This window comes from Candidatus Pantoea rara (assembly GCF_051136265.1).
Classification (GTDB): Bacteria; Pseudomonadota; Gammaproteobacteria; order Enterobacterales; family Enterobacteriaceae; genus Pantoea; species Pantoea rara.
On the sequence record NZ_CP194942.1, the window covers coordinates 2,703,508 to 2,719,937 of the forward strand.

The window sequence follows — 16,430 nt, forward strand, 5'->3', positions numbered from 1 at the left end:
TATCATCGCTTTCTGAAAAAAGCGCGGCTGCTGGCAGGCAGAAACAGCAGCATCAGCACCAGCAGATCGGGGATTTTCTGCGACAGCGTATGGTGGATAATCTGGACGTTATTGTCGCCATCAATGCTGAAAATTTCCGGGTAGATCCCGCCCAGCGAGGCGAACAGCATATAGATCAGCACAACCCCCTGCGTCGCCACATAGCCCCAGCGTCCACGGTTACTGCCGCGCATCAGGGTAAAGGCGCAGCGTAGTTCGAACAGAAAGATCAGCTGGCTGGCGATAAAGATGAGTGTCGCGTCCCAGGACTGGGCGCTGCGATGAACAAAGTTGGCGAGTTCACTGTAACCCAGTTCGTTTGCCAGCATCAGAACGCTCAGGCAGCGGGTGGCGATAATAGCAATGCCCGAAACCGTCACCGGAACCGGTGCGCCTGAGAGCGTAGCGCTGCTTTTGAAGATTTCTGACATAGTCCGTGACTCCACCTGATCGAAAAACGGGCCGGTTAAACCGGCCCGCTCATATAGTGGCAAAGGTTAGGGATTTCAGCCACGTTTAGCTTTCTGAATATCGCTTAAACGCTGTTTTTCTTCGTGCGCCATGAATCGCCAGGCGATAAAACCGACGATACCGACCACAAACAGGATCAACGAAGCCAGCGCATTGATTTCCGGGTTAACACCCCGTCGCACGGTGGCGAAGATCGCCATCGGCAACGTGGTGGCCCCAGGCCCGGTCACAAAGCTGGCGATCACCAGATCGTCGAGTGACAGGGTAAACGCCAGCAGCCAGCCGGTGATAATAGCCGGCGCAATCATTGGCACGGTAATCACGAAAAAGACCTTCAGCGGCGTAGCGCCTAAGTCCATTGCGGCCTCTTCGATTGAGCGGTCCAGCTCGCGCAGACGCGAGTTAATCACCACCGCCACATAGGCGGTACAGAAGGTGACGTGTGCCAGCCAGATGGTCAGCATGCCGCGTTCGCTCGGCCAGCCAAAGGCGTTGCCCATCGCGACGAACAGCAGCAGCAGCGACAGCCCGGTGATGACATCGGGCATCACCAGCGGCGCGGTCAGCATAAAAGCAAAACCGTTGTGTCCGCGGAAGCGACCAAAGCGCACAACGATCACCGCCGCCAGCGTGCCCAGCACCACCGCCATGGTGGCCGACAGCCCGGCAATGCTCAGACTCAGCAGCACCGCGTCGATCATCGCGCTGTCCTTGAATAGCACCTTGTACCAGTGGAACGAGAAGCTCTCCCACACCGTCACCAGCGGGGAGCGGTTGAAGGAGTAAACCACCAGCAGCAGCATCGGCGCATAGAGAAACAGGAAGCAGCAGACCAGAATGCCGGTACGCCAGGGCGAGCGGATGGTTGGCAAATTATTCATGCCTTCTCTCCCATTTCACGGTTTTGATGCTTATGGAACCAGATGATCGGCAGAATCAGAATCAGCAGAATAATCACCGCCAGCGCGGAGGCCACTGGCCAGTCGCGGTTGTTGAAGAACTCCTGCCACAGGATACGGCCAATCATAATGCTGTCCGGGCCACCCAGCAGTTCAGGAATCACGTACTCCCCTACCGCCGGGATAAACACCAGCATTGAACCGGCGATAATGCCGCCTTTAGTAAGCGGCACAATCACACTGAAAAAGGTCTTCAGCGGACGCGCACCCAGATCCAGTGAGGCTTCCACCAGCGAGTAGTCGATTCGGGTCAGCGCGGTGTAGATCGGCAGCACCATAAACGGCAGATAACAGTAGACGATACCGATATACACGGCGGTGTTGGTGTAGAGAATCACCAGCGGATGATCGATCACACCCAGCCACAGCAGAAAGCGGTTCAGAATGCCGTTGTTGTTCAGCAATCCCATCCAGGCGTAGACGCGCACCAGGAACGAGGTCCACGACGGCAGGATCACCAGCAGCAGCAGAATGGTGCGCATCGACGGCTTGCTGTGCGCCACGGCCCAGGCGAGCGGATAGCCAATCAGCAGACAGATTACTGTCGAGATCGCCGCCACTTTCAGCGACTGCAGATAGGCGTCGATATAAAGCGGATCGTCGGTCAGCGTCAGGTAGTTGCCGAAATTGAGCACAATACTGAACTGGTCATCCGCCCAGCTTACCAGCTCGGTGTAAGGGGGAATCGCCCGCGCAATGTCCGCGAAGCTTATCTTCAGCACCGTCAGAAACGGCAGCAGGAATAACAGCACCAGCCAGACATAAGGCAGTGCGATGACCAGCTTGCGGCCATGCTGCATTTTTATCCGCGTGGCCCAGCGTTGCAGCGGCGTGCCGACCAGTCGGGCGGGCGCTTTGGCGCGTTGGAAAATCTGGCTCATAGCCGCTCCTTAAACCGTCAACACCACGCAGCTGTCGCTTTCCCAGCAGAGGCGAACTTCATCACCCCAGGTCGGCAACCCTTTGCGGTAGCGATGCGCGTTTTGCAACTGTGCGCTGATCATCTGTCCGCTGTGCAGACGGACATGGAAGATAGAGAGGTCGCCGAGGTAGGCGATGTGAACCACTTCACCCACCGCAAAGTTATAGCCGTCGACGGGCACGTCATCACACAGCATCACTTTTTCCGGGCGCAGCGCAACATGTACCGGCACGTTATCGACAACCGAGACATCGGAATCGACTTTAAGCGGATGCATCAGGCCAGGACTGTCGATCACCAGGCCATCTGCCTGACGTTCACGCAGTAAGCCTTCGAAGACGTTAACCGATCCGATAAACTCCGCGCTGTAGCGGCTGGTCGGATGCTCGTAGATCTCCTCCGGCTCGCCAATCTGCACGAACTTGCCGCGATTCATAATCGCAATGCGGCCCGCCATGGTCATCGCCTCTTCCTGGTCGTGCGTCACCATCACGCAGGTCGCGCCAACGCGCTCCAGAATATCGACCACTTCCAGCTGCATCCTGTCGCGCAGTTTCTTGTCCAGAGCGCCCATCGGCTCATCAAGCAGCAGCAGTTTTGGCCGTTTCGCCAGGCTGCGAGCCAGCGCCACGCGCTGACGCTGACCACCGGAGAGCTGATGCGGTTTACGTTTCGCGAACTCCTGCATGTGCACCAGCGCCAGCATTTCGGCGACCCGACTGTTGATCTCCCCTTTTGGCAGCCGGTCCTGCTTCAGACCAAAGGCGATATTCTGCTCCACCGTCATGTGCGGAAACAGCGCGTAGGACTGGAACATCATGTTAATCGGGCGCTGATAGGGAGCAACGTGCGACAGATCCTGTCCGTCCAGCACAATCTGGCCGCTGGTGGGCGGCTCAAAACCGGCCAGCATGCGCAGCAGCGTGGACTTTCCACAGCCCGAGGCACCCAGCAGGGCAAAGATTTCACCTTTATAAATAGTCAGACTGACATCATCCACGGCGTGCTGGCCGTCAAAGGATTTGGTCAGATTGCGAATTTCCAGCAGCGGCGTTAATGCCTTTGCGGTTTTATTTTGAGGACGGGGAATAGCATCGTTCACAAAGGGTTCTCTCCGGAGCCAGGCGGAACATGGCGACAAAATTTGCCGCTAAAAATGGCACAACAGAGGCCGGGATTGCGCCTCTGTTGCTGATGCGTGACAGGTCAATCCGTTAAGGACGAACTACTTACCACTTTTTACTTTAGTCCATGCGCGCGTACGCACACGATCCAGTTTCGGATCCTGGACTTTCAGCACGAACAATTTCGACATCGCTTCTGGCGTCGGGAAGATACCCGGGTTGTTGCGAACGTCGGCATTGATCAGCGGCAGCGACGCTTTGTTGCCGTTGGCGTAGTTCATTTTGTTGGAGACATCGGCGATCACTTTCGGATCCATGATGTAGTTCAGCCAGGCGTAAGCACCGTCGAGGTTTTTCGCATCTTTCGGGATCGCCATCATATCGAAGAAGGCCAGTGCGCCCTCTTTCGGTACGCTGTAGCCCAGATGCACGCCGTTTTTCGCGGCATCAGCACGGTTTTTCGCCTGCAGAATATCGCCTGACCAGCCGATGGCGACGCAAATGTTGCCGTTGGCCAGATCGTTGATGTACTGCGACGAATGGAAGTAACGGATATTCGGACGCAGTTTCAGCAGCAGGTCAGTGGCCGCGCCGGAATACTCTTTGGCATCAGAGGTATTCGGATCTTTGCCCAGATAGTTGAGGACCGTCGCGAAAATCTCTTCCGGTGCATCCAGGAAGGAGACGCCACAGCTTTTCAGCTTCTCCAGGTTTTCTGGTTTCAGCACCAGATCCCAGCTGTTAACCGGTGCATCGGCGCCCAGTGCGGCTTTGACTTTGTCGATGTTGTAGCCAATACCGGTGGTGCCCCACAGATAAGGAATGGCATATTTGTTACCCGGATCGTGCTGCGCCACTTTTTCCATCAGCGCCGGATCGAGGTTTTTGTAGTTTGGCAGTTTGCTTTTATCCAGCGGCTGGAAGACACCCGACTGCAGCTGACGCGCCAGGAAGCTGGAGGATGGCACCACGACATCGTAGCCAGTGCTGCCCGCCATCAATTTGCCTTCCAGTACTTCGTTGGAGTCAAACACATCGTAGACCACTTTGATGCCGGACTGCTTTTCAAAGTTCGGCACGGTATCTGGCGAAATATAATCGGACCAGTTGTAGACGTGCAGCGTTTTATCTTCCGCCATGCTGCTGGCCGACGCGGCCATCAGCGCAGCAGCTACCACAGCTGACAGCCATTTCTGACGTGAGTTGAACATATTTTTCCATCCTCATGAGCGGGTCATTACAACGCTGCAAACCAGAGATCCCTGCATTGCGTTCCGGACAAAACGTCCGTGACACAATGAATCATTATTCAGCGGGAGTTTAATAGTAAAAACCTATAGCTGAAGCACAGTTACGCGCCTGTTACAGCTCCGCAAGCATAGCCCCCCTGGTCAGGCTGCACCAGACCCCAGCGTAAAAAACGCCTGAAACCGATATTTTATGCATGTTTAAGCTATGAGGTTCGGCTTTGATGGCATAAACCACGACAAATATCTGGCGTTAAAGGGCAAAGTGCAGAATAAAAAATTATCGCGGCTGTGGATGGCGGGCATAAAAAAGCCGTCGCGGGGACGGCTTAGTGGGCGACCATGTCGGGCTTAGTGCAGCACAGAATGGACGCTGGTCACCGGAACGTGCTCTTCTTCTTCGCCCACAATCAGCAGATTGTTAGCAAAGGCTTCCAGGATCACCATGGAGATCTGCTCTTCACTCTGTTTCATAAAGTGTGAGAACTGACCAAAGGTTAATCCGGCGGTCGTGATCAGTGACTGACAGACAATAAGCTTCGGCAGATTATCATCCTGAATGTCGATAAATGCTTTCACCGTCAGTGAACTGGCATTGATTTGCGACAAATCGCCAACCAGTGGAATCAGCGCCGTTGGCTTCACTTCAGCCAGCGCCGAAAACAGAATGACGTTGTCGACCAGATCGATTTTGGCGTCAAACACCCCATCGAAGTTTTGCATGTGCGGCAGATGAAGTGCCTGACAGGCATCGCATTCGAACCAGGTGATATTTTGCTGATCCAGCCAGCGACGCAGCAGGTCGATATCCGGAACGACAAGAGAATCCATCGTAAAATCCCAGTAGGGTGATAAACAGGCGACTTAGCTTACGGAAAAATGGGCGACGATGCCATGAAAACCGCTGAAAAGCGCGTGTCAGCCAGCGGTTTTAGGACGGAGCCCGGGGATGGCCTGCTGCTCAATCCGCTCAATCATAAGCGCGGCGATGTTAAGGTCACTAATGGTTTCGATGCCTTCCAGGCCGGGTGAGGCGTTTACTTCCATTACCAGTGGACCGCGATGGGCGCGCAAAATATCGACACCCGCCACTTCCAGCCCCAGAGTCGCGGCTGCTTTCACGGCGATCTGCCGCTCCTGTGGCGTGATCTCTACCGGATAAGCTTTGCCGCCGCGATGCAGGTTGGAGCGGAAATCGCCCTCTTTCGCTACCCGCTCAATTGCGGCCACCACCTGATTACCGATTACCAGACAGCGAATATCACGCCCCTGCGCTTCTTTAATAAATTCCTGCACCAGAATATGGGCATTCAGCCCGCGAAAGGCATCGATGACGCTTTCCGCCGCCTGCCGCGTTTCCGCCAGCACCACACCAATACCCTGAGTGCCTTCTACCAGCTTAACCACCAGCGGCGCGCCGCCCACCATCGCGATCAGATCATCGGTGTCATCGGGCGAGGAGGCAAAACCGGTGACCGGCATGTCAATGCCCTCACGTGCCAGCAGTTGCAGCGAGCGCAATTTGTCCCGCGTGCGGGTAATGGCGGCCGATTCATTCAGGGGATAGCTGCCGCACATCTCAAACTGCCGCAGCACTGCCGTGCCATAGAAGGTTATGGCGTTGCCGATGCGGGGAATAACAGCATCGAAATGGCCCAGCGGTTCACCACAATAGTGAACCGCCGGTGAAGCGGAATTGATGTTCATATAGCAGGAGAGCGGATCGATGATTTGTATCACATGGCCGCGTGCGGCAGCCTCGTCACGCAATCGTCGGCTGGAGTAAAGCGTCTCATCACGTGACAGGATAGCTATCTTCATCGCTGCTCTCGCTTACTGAAATTAACGCGTGGACCAGCCCTGCTGATGCAGATAGTCAAGCATAAACGGACGCGTCTCTTTAATAATCAGCCGCTGAATCAGGTCGCTCCAGTTTTCGCTACGCTGGTTGCTGTCACGGTGCTGATAATAGAGTTCCGTGCGGCTATCGTATTCTGCCAATACCGCAGGATCCAGCGGCTGATAGCGATTCTCATGCACCAGCATCGCATGTGGCATACGCGGTTTGACGTCTGGCTTTGACTCCGGATGGCCCAGGCAGAAGCCAAACAGGGGCAGAACAAATTTCGGCAGGCCCAGCAGTTCAGTCACTTCCGCAATGCTGTTACGAATCCCGCCAATAAAGACGCCGCCCAGATCCAGCGATTCCGCTGCGACCATAGCATTCTGTCCCATTAGCGCGGTGTCGACGCAACCCAGCAGCAACTGCTCGGCACGGCCCAGTTGCGCATCCGGGCAAATCTGCAGGTGGCGATTAAAGTCAGCGCAGAAAACCCAGAACTCAGGCGCATCCGCGACCCACGTCTGTCCACCTGTCAGCGTCACCAGCTTGTCACGCAGCGCCTTGTCGGTGATACGGATAATAGAAGAACACTGTAAAAAGCTGGATGTGGACGCCGATTGGGCCGCATTAATAATCGCTTCACGCTGGGCTTCGCTGACCGGCTGGTCAGTAAAGGCGCGGATCGAACGGTGGCTGCACAGTAAATCAATGGTCGGTGTCATAAAGTCTCCAGCAACATTATCTTTTTTTATCAATCTGATTGAAGAGCTGTGGCGCGATCGCTTTCGCGGTGCGCCACATTAATAGCCAGGCAGCAGGCAGCATCAGCACCACGCCAGCGATGAACAGCACAGTGGCCAGCGTTTTCACGTCAGCCAGGCCTGGCAGCGGAAGCCAGTGGTTGATCAGCAGCAGCGCGCCTAAAATCAACAGGCCACCCGCCGCCTCCAGCACCACCACAAACCGGGGTAATCTGGCCACACTCTGCATCACATCCTCCTGCCTTAGCAGCTTACTGAGCGTCAATTATGGTCAACAACCCCAAAATTGCGCGGGATACATGAGCCGCTGTCGCGAAAAAGCCCTTATTTCAGACGCTTCCTGAATGGGCAGCAATAGCGTGCGTGCATCAGACTAACAGGCAAATCCTGCTTTCCTTAAGCGATACGAGCGGGCATCATGGTTGCCATTCTCTGTTTCATTGTGTGATATACATCACACAATAGTCGCTGCAAGGAGTTCTCAATGATTGCTGTAATTTTTGGTCGTCCGGGCTGTCCCTACTGTGTCCGTGCCCATGAGCTGGCCGACAAACTGACCACTGAGCGCGATGATTTTAGCTACCAGTATGTCGATATTAATGCAGAAGGCATTACTAAAGCCGATCTGGAAGCAAGCGCCGGTAAACCTGTCAGCACCGTGCCACAGATTTTCGTGGACGAAAAACATATCGGTGGCTACACCGAGTTTGCTGCCTGGACTAAAGAGAATCTGGGATTTGTTGCGTAAGCGCGGATAGCCGGAATGAAAAAGGCGAGACAGGATTCCCTGCCTCGCCTTTTTGCTCTCTGCCTGACGACAGTTATCCGACACCATTTAATGAATTGATGCCATCACAATCTGCATCAAACGCACCAGCAATGCTCCACAGCCTGCCCAGAACAGCGCACTGAGACTCCAGGCGACTAAAAAGAATCCATTGCTGTGGATAAACAGGCTGTTATTTAACAGCAGTGCTGCCAGTAACGTTCCCCAGAGCCCCATTAGCAGCGTACTTTTTAACGGGCTTTCCACCTGCATTAATGCCATCACAACACCGGGCAACATAAAGAGCAGTAATTCAGGCTGACCACGAAGCGGGCCGGGACCGACCTGCCAGAAATGACAGGTAAAAACAAACACCAGACTATACAACACCACGCCGCACAGGCGGGTCGTCCAGAGATAAGAACGCTGCGGCATACCACCCCACTGATTAAAAGTAACCCCGACAATAACCTGCTGATATCCCTGATGCGTCCAGGTGGAAATAAAAAGAAACAGTTCGCTGTGGCAACGAATGAAAACAGCCAATGGCTGTGAAAGAATTTTCTGATTAGAATAGCGCCGCGGTAAAGGTTCTATTTGCAGTGTTGATACAACAGATCCTCAACGGCTTGCTCACGATAGCGAAAAACAGGCCACTCTTCAATAGCTTACATGTAAACAAGAAGTTAAACATTGAATATTAACGTCGCAGGATTGTTAAGCGCAAATGACATTTTGTTATTATTTGTTGTTTTAGCGCTCGGCCTCTGTCTGGGTAAGTTGCGTCTTGGCTCAGTTCAGCTGGGAAATTCAATTGGCGTATTAGTTGTTTCGCTCTTATTAGGCCAGCAACATTTCACCATCAATACCGATGCATTGAGCCTGGGCTTTATGCTGTTTATTTTTTGTGTCGGTGTCGAAGCGGGTCCCAACTTCTTTTCCATATTCTTTCGCGACGGTAAAAACTATTTCATGCTCGCCATCGTCATGGTGGTCAGCGCGCTACTGCTGGCGCTGGGGCTGGGCAAACTCTTTGGCTGGGATATTGGTCTTACCGCTGGCATGCTGGCTGGATCGATGACTTCAACGCCAGTGCTGGTCGGTGCGGGTGATACCCTGCGGCAAAGCATCACCGATCCAAAGCAGCTCGCACTGATGCAGGACCAGCTGAGTCTCGGTTATGCCGTGACCTATCTGATTGGCCTGGTCAGCCTGATTTTTGGCGCACGCTACCTGCCCCGTCTGCAACACCAGGATCTGCCCACCTGCGCCCAGCAAATCGCCCGTGAACGCGGCCTTGATGCCGACAGCCAGCGCAAAGTCTTCCTGCCGGTGATCCGCGCCTATCGCGTGGGTGCGGAACTGGTGGCATGGAGCGGCGGCAAAAACCTGCGCGAACTGGGCATCTATCGTCAGACCGGTTGCTATATTGAACGCATTCGCCGCAACGGTATCCTCGCCAGTCCCGATGGGGATGCGGTGCTGCAACTCGGTGATGATATCTCGCTGGTGGGCTATCCCGACGCACACGCCCGGCTTGATCCCAGCTTCCGCAACGGCAAAGAGGTGTTTGACCGCGATCTGCTGGATATGCGCATTGTCACTGAAGAAATTGTGGTGAAGAATCACAACGCGGTGAACAAACGCCTGAGCAAGTTAAACCTCACCGATCACGGCTGCTTCCTGAACCGGGTAATACGCAGCCAGATTGAGATGCCGATCGACGACAGCATCATGCTGAATAAAGGCGATGTGCTGCAGGTCAGCGGCGAAGCACGACGGGTCAAAAGCGTGGCGGATCGCATTGGTTTTATCGCGATTCACAGCCAGATGACCGATCTCTTAGCCTTCTGTGCCTTCTTTATCGTGGGTCTGATGATTGGTCTGATCACCTTTCAGTTCAGCAATTTCAGTTTTGGTATCGGCAACGCGGCGGGTCTGCTGTTCGCCGGTATCATGCTCGGCTTCCTCCGCGCCAACCACCCAACTTTTGGTTATATTCCGCAGGGCGCGCTCACCATGGTGAAAGAGTTTGGGCTGATGGTATTTATGGCGGGCGTGGGATTGAGTGCGGGTAGCGGCATCAATCACGGTCTGAGCAGTGACGGTGCCATGATGCTACTGTGCGGCCTCCTGGTGAGCCTGATTCCGGTCATCATCTGCTATTTGTTTGGGGCCTATGTGTTGCGGATGAACCGCGCCCTGCTGTTTGGTGCCATCATGGGCGCGCGAACCTGCGCACCGGCCATGGAGATTATCAGTGATACCGCACGCAGCAATATTCCTGCACTGGGCTATGCCGGAACCTATGCCATCGCTAACGTTTTGCTGACGCTGGCGGGAACGCTGATCGTCATCATCTGGCCAATATTGCCCTTATAAAATTATTTTGCCTGCGTCCAGAACTTTATAGTTAAGCGGCAGTCATAATAAGTGCCACTGCTTTTCTTTGAAATCCCCAAATTGTGGAGCCCGCTGGTCTTTTTCCCGGCGGGTTTTTTTATGCCTTTTTTCCCGCAGCCCCACTCCCACCGCCAGAACCACGCCTGAAACGGTCATAAAACTTAAACAGTTGTGCAACTCCTTATCAAATTCAGAGCCTTTCCGTAGACGAATTGTCCTCTTAAAAGCAGGATAGATGGCTGTTAAGTTAGCAATTTGTGCTGACCTATTTGGGTGGGCGCGCTGTCGCTAACCCTGTTTATTACCGCTGTTATCGGGCCGGGCTGGCAGAATGTCGCCCGCTGCCGTTAACCGGGTTGTCTGCTGAGGAATTTATCCCGAAATGGAAGAGCTGAACCATTTACTGTTTACTGCCATCAATGCCACACCGGCTTCTCCCGTCTGGTTACTGCACATGGCGACCTTTATTGCCAAAGATCTGATCGCCATCGTGCCGCTTTTAATTGTGGCGATGTGGCTCTGGGGACCGCGCGATCAGGTTTCTTCACAGCGGGCGCTGGTACTGAAAACCGGCATGGCGCTGATTTATGCCCTGGCGATCTCCTGGTGTGTGGGCCATCTGTTACCGCATCCCCGCCCTTTCGCCATTGGTTACGGTTATCAGTTCCTGCATCACGCCGCCGATGACTCCTATCCCAGCGATCACGGCACGACGATATTCACCTTTGCACTGGCCTTTATCTTCTGGCATCGCCTCTGGTCGGGTGTGGTGCTGATGGTGGCGGGTTGCGCTATCGCCTGGTCGCGGGTTTACCTGGGCGTTCACTGGCCGATGGATATGCTGGGTGGGTTCCTGGTGGGTCTGCTGAGTTGTCTGGCGTCGCATCTGGCGTGGCAGTTCTATGGTGAGCGGATGCTGGCGGTGATCAATCCGCTCTATCGGGCGCTGTTTGCCGTACCGATTCGTAAGGGCTGGACGCAGAATTAAGGAAGGGCCGCGATTGCGCGCCCTGGATTGTCGGAATTGTGCTTCATCTGGCGGTGAGATCGAGCCTGCTCAGAGAACAGAGTCAGATCGGAAAGACGTAAAAACCGCCATCCACGGCACGCCCGGCCCGCGCGATTACGCACCTCCTCCATGAGGTGCACCCGTTGACGGGCCAGCGCGTTGCGTTGTTCTAAAACGCTCCCGGCGTTTTTGTCCCAGGCGCGGGGCTTTCCTCTTCTGACCCCGTTGACCCCGTTCCCTGCGTGCTGAGCGAACGCATTGCTGCCAGATTATTATCGGGAAACAGCACTCGTCTCAGAGACGTCTCAGCGGCCCTGGGCGCTTACGACAGCCATTTCCCGAACCAGCCGTTGAACTTCATCATCACAAAATCAATCATCCGGCTGAAGAAGCCGCCTTCCGGCACATCCTGCAACACCACCAGCGGACGCTGCTCAATCATTTTGCCGTCCAGCTGGAAATCAATGGTGCCGACCACCTGATTCTTCTTCAGCGGGGCTTCCAGCTGCGGTGCAGTGAGCTTGAAACTCGCCTTCAGGTTCTTCATCTGCCCTTTCGGGATGGTCAGCGCGGCATCTTTCGCCACGCCCAGATTTACCTGACTCTTGTCACCAAACCAGACCCGCTGCTGCGCAAACGGTGCATCCGCTTTTATCGGCGTTACCGTTTCATAGAAACGGAAGCCCCACGTCAGCAGCTTTTCACTTTCGCGGAAACGAATCGCATCGCTGGCGGTGCCAAGCACCACCGAGATCAGGCGCATATCGCCTTCGGTCGCGGAAGCCACCAGGTTATTGCCCGCGCCGGAGGTGTGGCCGGTTTTGACGCCATCCACCTTGAGGTTGGTGCTCCACAGCAGACGGTTGCGGTTGATCTGACGAATATTGTTAAAGGTAAACTCTTTCTCTTTATTCAGCGCGTACTCTTCTGGCACATCGCGGATCAGCGCCTGAGCAATCAGGGCCATATCCCGCGCCGTGCTGTACTGCCCTTCTGCATCCAGACCATGCACCGTCATAAAGTGGGTGTTCTGCAGTCCCAGCGCTTTTACGTAGTTGTTCATCAGGCCAATAAACGAGTCCTGACTGCCCGCCACATAATCTGCCAGCGCGATACAGGCGTCATTACCGGACTGGATCACGATACCTTTGTTCAGCTCATGCACCGGAATGCGATCGCCCGGCTTGAGGAACATCAGAGAAGAACCGCGCAGTTTAGGGTTGCCGGTCGCCCAGGCATCCTGTCCGACGGTCACCAGGTCATCCGGTTTTATTTTGCCCGCTTTGATCGCCTGGCCAACCACGTAACTGGTCATCATTTTCGTCAGACTGGCAGGATCGAGACGCTGATCGGCACTGGACTCGGTTAGCACTTTACCGCTGGCGTAGTCGATCAGGATCCACGCTTTAGCATCAATGCCGGGCGCGGCGGGAGCCTGCTCAGCAAAAACGCTGATGGGGGCAAGAATCAGTAATGAGGTAGCAGCAAGGTGCCGCAGGTGAGATGAGAAGCGAGTGTTTGTCATGGGCTTGGCCGGATTGTCCTTGTTAAATCGAAATTCCAGGGGCAGAAAATTCTCACTCAAACGCTAACCGTTGATGGCAGCGAAAAAAACCGCCGAATCGTAAAGATTTTTAGATTTTAGTAGAGTAACCCTGGCATAAGCGCCGCGCGCGTGCCGGTTTTCCGGAATTCTGTCGCGATAAAAACCGAGTTAAATTCCGATTTTTTGCAGAAGAGTTAAGCCCGTCACAAATATCAGTTAACCTGAAAGCCAGTCAGCCGAGGAGACCGACCATGGACTTAGCCCTTTTTGATCTTGATGAAACCCTCATTTGTGAAGACAGCACCAGCCTGTGGCTGCGCTGGCTGGTATCCCAGGGATTCGCTCCCAGTGAACTGATTGATCAGGAACAGGCATTAATGAATCAGTACTATGCCGGTACGCTGTCGATTGAAGAATATATGAATAAAACGCTCTCCCCACTGGCGGGTATGGCGACACTGACCGTTGAAGGCTGGGTGCGTCGTTTCATCCAGCGCGACATCCTGCCTCGCGTCTACCCGGCCGCCCGCGAGCGAATTGAGTGGCATCGGGCGCGTGGCGACAGAGTGATGATCATTTCTGCCAGCGGCGAGCATCTGGTGGTGCCGATTGCCGAGAAGCTGGGAGCCTGCGGCGCGCTGGCGATTGGCGTTGAAATCGTGGACGAGCGCTACAGCGGCAACACTTACGGCACCATGACTTACAAAGAGGGCAAAGTGACCCGACTGGGCGACTGGAAAGCGCTGCAGCAGGCGGAGAGCTTTGACCGCACCTGGGCCTACAGTGACTCAATGAACGACCTGCCCCTGCTGGAACAGGCCGATCATGCTCATGTCATCAATCCGGATGAACAACTGCACCAGGAAGCGTTAAACCGCGGCTGGCAGGTTTATCACTGGGCTCGCTGATTCAGAGTCGGGTCAATCAGGCGTAATGATTACAGGCAGCCTGGACAGGGGCAGCGCGAAACAACCGGAACGTGCGCGTCTTACCTGAAGAGGGTGAGCATTGCCCGGGTCCGGACTGACGAATAAAACAGGCTGATGGGACAGGCTATTAGCCGCGGGACGCACCAGCGTCCTGCGCTAACCCCACTTTCAGCAGCTTGCCATTAGCCTCATCGGTCAGCACATAGAGATAACCATCCGGGCCCTGCCGGACATCGCGAATCCGCGCATTCTGATCCCCCAGCAGGCGCTGCTCCTCCACCACTTTTTCGCCGTTGATACTCAGACGAATCAGGTTTTTTTCTTTCAGTGCACCGATAAACAGCGAGTTTTTCCACTGGGGAAAACGGGCGCTGTTATAAAACGCCATACCGCTGATGGCCGGGGAAACCTTCCAGTGGTAAAGCGGTTGTTCGGTGCCCGCGACATGGGTGCCCTTTGACTCCGGCACTTTATCGCCGCTGTAGTCAATGCCGTACGTCGCCAGCGGCCAGCCGTAGTTCCTGCCCCGGGCCATAATATTCACTTCATCGCCGCCGCGCGGGCCATGCTCATTTTCCCATATCATGCCGGTCCAGGGGTTAAGTGCCAGACCCTGCGGGTTACGCAGACCATAGGCCCAGATTTCTGGCCGGGCGCCGGGCTTTTTCACAAACGGATTATCGTCCGGCACGCTGCCATCAGCATTGAGTCGCAGCAGTTTGCCCTGCAGCTTATCGAGGTCCTGCGCCGCGCTGCTGACAAAATTATCGCCGAATGCAATCCAGAGATAACCCTGGGTATCAAACGCCAGCCGGGTGCCGATATTGTTGCCACTGGAGAGCATCGGCGTCTGCTGAATCACCTCGCGGAAATCGCTGAGCTGCCGGTTATCCTGGCTCAGCGTGCCAGCGCCCACGACTGCCCCCGCTTTGCCACTGCTGTTCGCCTCGGTATAGCTGAGCCAGACGCGACGACTGGTCGCGAAATCGGGTGCCAGCACCACGTCCAGCAAGCCACTCTGCCGTTCTGCCCAGACTTTCGGCACCCCTTTGATTGGCTGCGACAGACCACTCTCCGGGCTCCAGCTGCGCAGCTGTCCGCTGCGTTCGGTAATCAGCAACGTTTTGTTGTCGGGCAGGAAGGCGATGGACCATGGATGTTGTAACTTATCCTGCAACACCTCGACCTTTACGTCGGCGGCAAACAGCGGCGAGGCACAAAATAGCGCGCTGCTCAGCAGTAAGGCAGTCGATAAACGGGACATAGGGTTCTCCTGACGGGATAGCGTGACCTTAAGCGTAGTCATCCGTCGCGGGGTGAACCTGAGGATTTACAAAAGATTAAACAGGAAAACCCGCCGCAGGACGCAGCGGGTGAAAAGTATTACTCGAAGCAGGTATCCGGATTATCCGACAGGGTAATAAACTGCTTGCCACCCTGGGTCAGCGCCATGATGGTGCCGCTTTCGATATCGTAAACCCAGCCGTGCAGGCGTAGCTTGCCATTACGCAGGGCAACGGAGACAGACGGATGAGTCTTCATGTTGTTAAGCTGAGCGATGACGTTCTCTTTGACCATCTCGTTAAGCTTCTTCTCGGGTGAGTCATACTCACGCTGCTCGACCACTGCTTTTGCCGCATCGGCATAGCGCAGCCAGTGTTCAACCGCAGGCATAGTGTCCATGCAGGCGCAGGAAGCGATGGCGTTCATCGCACCACAGTTGGAGTGACCACAGATGATGATGTCGGAGACACCCAGCGCAACGACCGCATATTCGATCGTGGCTGAGACACCGCCTGGCTCGGGGCCGAATGAAGGAACGATGTTGCCCGCATTGCGGATAACGAACAGCTCTCCTGGCTCCTGCTGCGTTACCAGTTCAGGCACCAGACGGCTGTCTGAACAGGAGATGAACAGCGCTTTCGGATTTTGATTTGACGCCAGGCTTTTGAAAAGATCCTTCCTTTCAGGAAACACATTCTGCTGGAAATTCAGAAATCCGTTGATGATCTCTTTCATTATTTAGCTCTCACATTATCCATTTCATTACCTGAGGGGCATAGCCCCCTCAGTGGGGTTTGCTGGTTTATTATTAATGAAAACAAGTGAATATCAACCCGCGTTTTATTGGATGTTGTAAACAAGGGCCACTGTCAGCGTTTCGCTTATCTGCCCCTCGCTTACTGGAAAAACCATTTCTTTTTACAGGACGGTGAGTTACTGGAAAATGCAGGCTGTAAATAGCGCGTTTTTTCGCTGGTGCCGTACAACGGCTTTTACGCGTTTTTTCACTACTTTACGCCGCCTGGCCATCAGCGATGCGGATTTTGCAGTCTGTGAATGGAAGGGGTGGTGTGGCGGGAGAGGCTGATTGATGTATTAACGGCAGCAGACTGATCTGCTGCCGGGCG

The 16,430-nt window shown here is 54.7% G+C and carries 17 protein-coding genes; 4 read left to right on the forward strand and 13 right to left on the reverse strand.

The genetic code is table 11. The annotated features are described in order from the left end of the window. Positions 1 to 2: 2 nt before the first annotated feature. The 9 genes from ACR8BF_RS12855 to ACR8BF_RS12895 form a co-directional block, all read right to left on the reverse strand. The gene (locus ACR8BF_RS12855) at positions 3 to 470 is read right to left on the reverse strand and encodes a YbjO family protein (protein ID WP_434745079.1); all 468 of its coding nucleotides are present in this window, start codon (positions 468 to 470) and stop codon (positions 3 to 5) included. A 75-nt stretch (positions 471 to 545) separates the two neighbouring features. Then, positions 546 to 1,391 (reverse strand): putrescine ABC transporter permease PotI, encoded by an 846-nt coding sequence (gene potI / locus ACR8BF_RS12860; protein WP_434745080.1) that lies wholly within the window; start codon positions 1,389 to 1,391, stop codon positions 546 to 548. Then, complete coding sequence (gene potH / locus ACR8BF_RS12865; protein ID WP_179896270.1) at positions 1,388 to 2,350, reverse strand: putrescine ABC transporter permease PotH; 963 nt, start codon at positions 2,348 to 2,350, stop codon at positions 1,388 to 1,390. Before potH ends, potI begins: the two co-directional genes overlap by 4 nt. 9 nt (positions 2,351 to 2,359) lie before the next feature. Next, positions 2,360 to 3,493 (reverse strand): putrescine ABC transporter ATP-binding subunit PotG, encoded by a 1,134-nt coding sequence (potG, locus tag ACR8BF_RS12870; protein WP_292990463.1) that lies wholly within the window; start codon positions 3,491 to 3,493, stop codon positions 2,360 to 2,362. A gap of 123 nt (positions 3,494 to 3,616) precedes the next feature. Further along, entirely contained in the window at positions 3,617 to 4,726 is a 1,110-nt protein-coding gene (gene potF, locus ACR8BF_RS12875) for a spermidine/putrescine ABC transporter substrate-binding protein PotF (protein ID WP_010669743.1), read from the reverse strand. A 387-nt stretch (positions 4,727 to 5,113) separates the two neighbouring features. Continuing rightward, positions 5,114 to 5,593, reverse strand: a complete 480-nt coding sequence (locus ACR8BF_RS12880) for a YbjN domain-containing protein (protein ID WP_136197187.1) — start codon at positions 5,591 to 5,593, stop codon at positions 5,114 to 5,116. A gap of 87 nt (positions 5,594 to 5,680) precedes the next feature. Next, positions 5,681 to 6,583, reverse strand: a complete 903-nt coding sequence (gene rimK / locus ACR8BF_RS12885) for a 30S ribosomal protein S6--L-glutamate ligase (RefSeq protein ID WP_179896273.1) — start codon at positions 6,581 to 6,583, stop codon at positions 5,681 to 5,683. Positions 6,584 to 6,604: 21 nt separating this feature from the next. After that, positions 6,605 to 7,327 (reverse strand): oxygen-insensitive NADPH nitroreductase, encoded by a 723-nt coding sequence (gene nfsA / locus ACR8BF_RS12890; RefSeq protein ID WP_434745081.1) that lies wholly within the window; start codon positions 7,325 to 7,327, stop codon positions 6,605 to 6,607. Positions 7,328 to 7,343: 16 nt separating this feature from the next. Further along, positions 7,344 to 7,595, reverse strand: a complete 252-nt coding sequence (locus ACR8BF_RS12895; RefSeq protein WP_179896277.1) for a DUF1418 family protein — start codon at positions 7,593 to 7,595, stop codon at positions 7,344 to 7,346. 255 nt (positions 7,596 to 7,850) lie between these two features. Here ACR8BF_RS12895 and ACR8BF_RS12900 point away from each other — a divergent pair, with 255 nt between their 5' ends. Further along, a complete protein-coding gene (locus tag ACR8BF_RS12900; protein ID WP_179896278.1) occupies positions 7,851 to 8,114 on the forward strand; it encodes a GrxA family glutaredoxin in 264 nt (87 codons plus the stop codon). A gap of 87 nt (positions 8,115 to 8,201) precedes the next feature. Here the strand turns inward: ACR8BF_RS12900 and ybjM are convergent, their stop codons facing one another. Further along, the gene (gene ybjM / locus ACR8BF_RS12905; RefSeq protein ID WP_292990447.1) at positions 8,202 to 8,567 is read right to left on the reverse strand and encodes an inner membrane protein YbjM; all 366 of its coding nucleotides are present in this window, start codon (positions 8,565 to 8,567) and stop codon (positions 8,202 to 8,204) included. A gap of 258 nt (positions 8,568 to 8,825) precedes the next feature. Here ybjM and ACR8BF_RS12910 point away from each other — a divergent pair, with 258 nt between their 5' ends. Together ACR8BF_RS12910 and ybjG are read left to right on the forward strand one after the other, a co-directional pair. Further along, positions 8,826 to 10,514 (forward strand): aspartate:alanine antiporter, encoded by a 1,689-nt coding sequence (locus ACR8BF_RS12910; RefSeq protein WP_434745082.1) that lies wholly within the window; start codon positions 8,826 to 8,828, stop codon positions 10,512 to 10,514. A 403-nt stretch (positions 10,515 to 10,917) separates the two neighbouring features. After that, positions 10,918 to 11,523: an undecaprenyl-diphosphate phosphatase gene (ybjG, locus tag ACR8BF_RS12915; RefSeq protein ID WP_179896283.1), complete on the forward strand. Its 606-nt coding sequence runs from the start codon at positions 10,918 to 10,920 to the stop codon at positions 11,521 to 11,523. A gap of 343 nt (positions 11,524 to 11,866) precedes the next feature. Here the strand turns inward: ybjG and ACR8BF_RS12920 are convergent, their stop codons facing one another. Next, positions 11,867 to 13,069, reverse strand: coding sequence for a serine hydrolase (locus ACR8BF_RS12920; RefSeq protein ID WP_179896285.1), 1,203 nt, complete (start codon positions 13,067 to 13,069; stop codon positions 11,867 to 11,869). Positions 13,070 to 13,341: 272 nt separating this feature from the next. Here ACR8BF_RS12920 and ACR8BF_RS12925 point away from each other — a divergent pair, with 272 nt between their 5' ends. Further along, the gene (locus ACR8BF_RS12925) at positions 13,342 to 13,998 is read left to right on the forward strand and encodes an HAD family hydrolase (RefSeq protein ID WP_179896286.1); all 657 of its coding nucleotides are present in this window, start codon (positions 13,342 to 13,344) and stop codon (positions 13,996 to 13,998) included. Between the two features lie 148 nt (positions 13,999 to 14,146). Here ACR8BF_RS12925 and ACR8BF_RS12930 read toward each other — a convergent pair whose 3' ends face one another. Beyond that, positions 14,147 to 15,283: a PQQ-dependent sugar dehydrogenase gene (locus tag ACR8BF_RS12930; protein WP_434745083.1), complete on the reverse strand. Its 1,137-nt coding sequence runs from the start codon at positions 15,281 to 15,283 to the stop codon at positions 14,147 to 14,149. A 119-nt stretch (positions 15,284 to 15,402) separates the two neighbouring features. Further along, positions 15,403 to 16,038 carry a carbonic anhydrase gene (locus ACR8BF_RS12935; protein ID WP_128085280.1) on the reverse strand — a complete coding sequence of 212 codons (636 nt, stop codon included), beginning with the start codon at positions 16,036 to 16,038 and terminating at the stop codon, positions 15,403 to 15,405. Positions 16,039 to 16,430 lie beyond the last annotated feature (392 nt).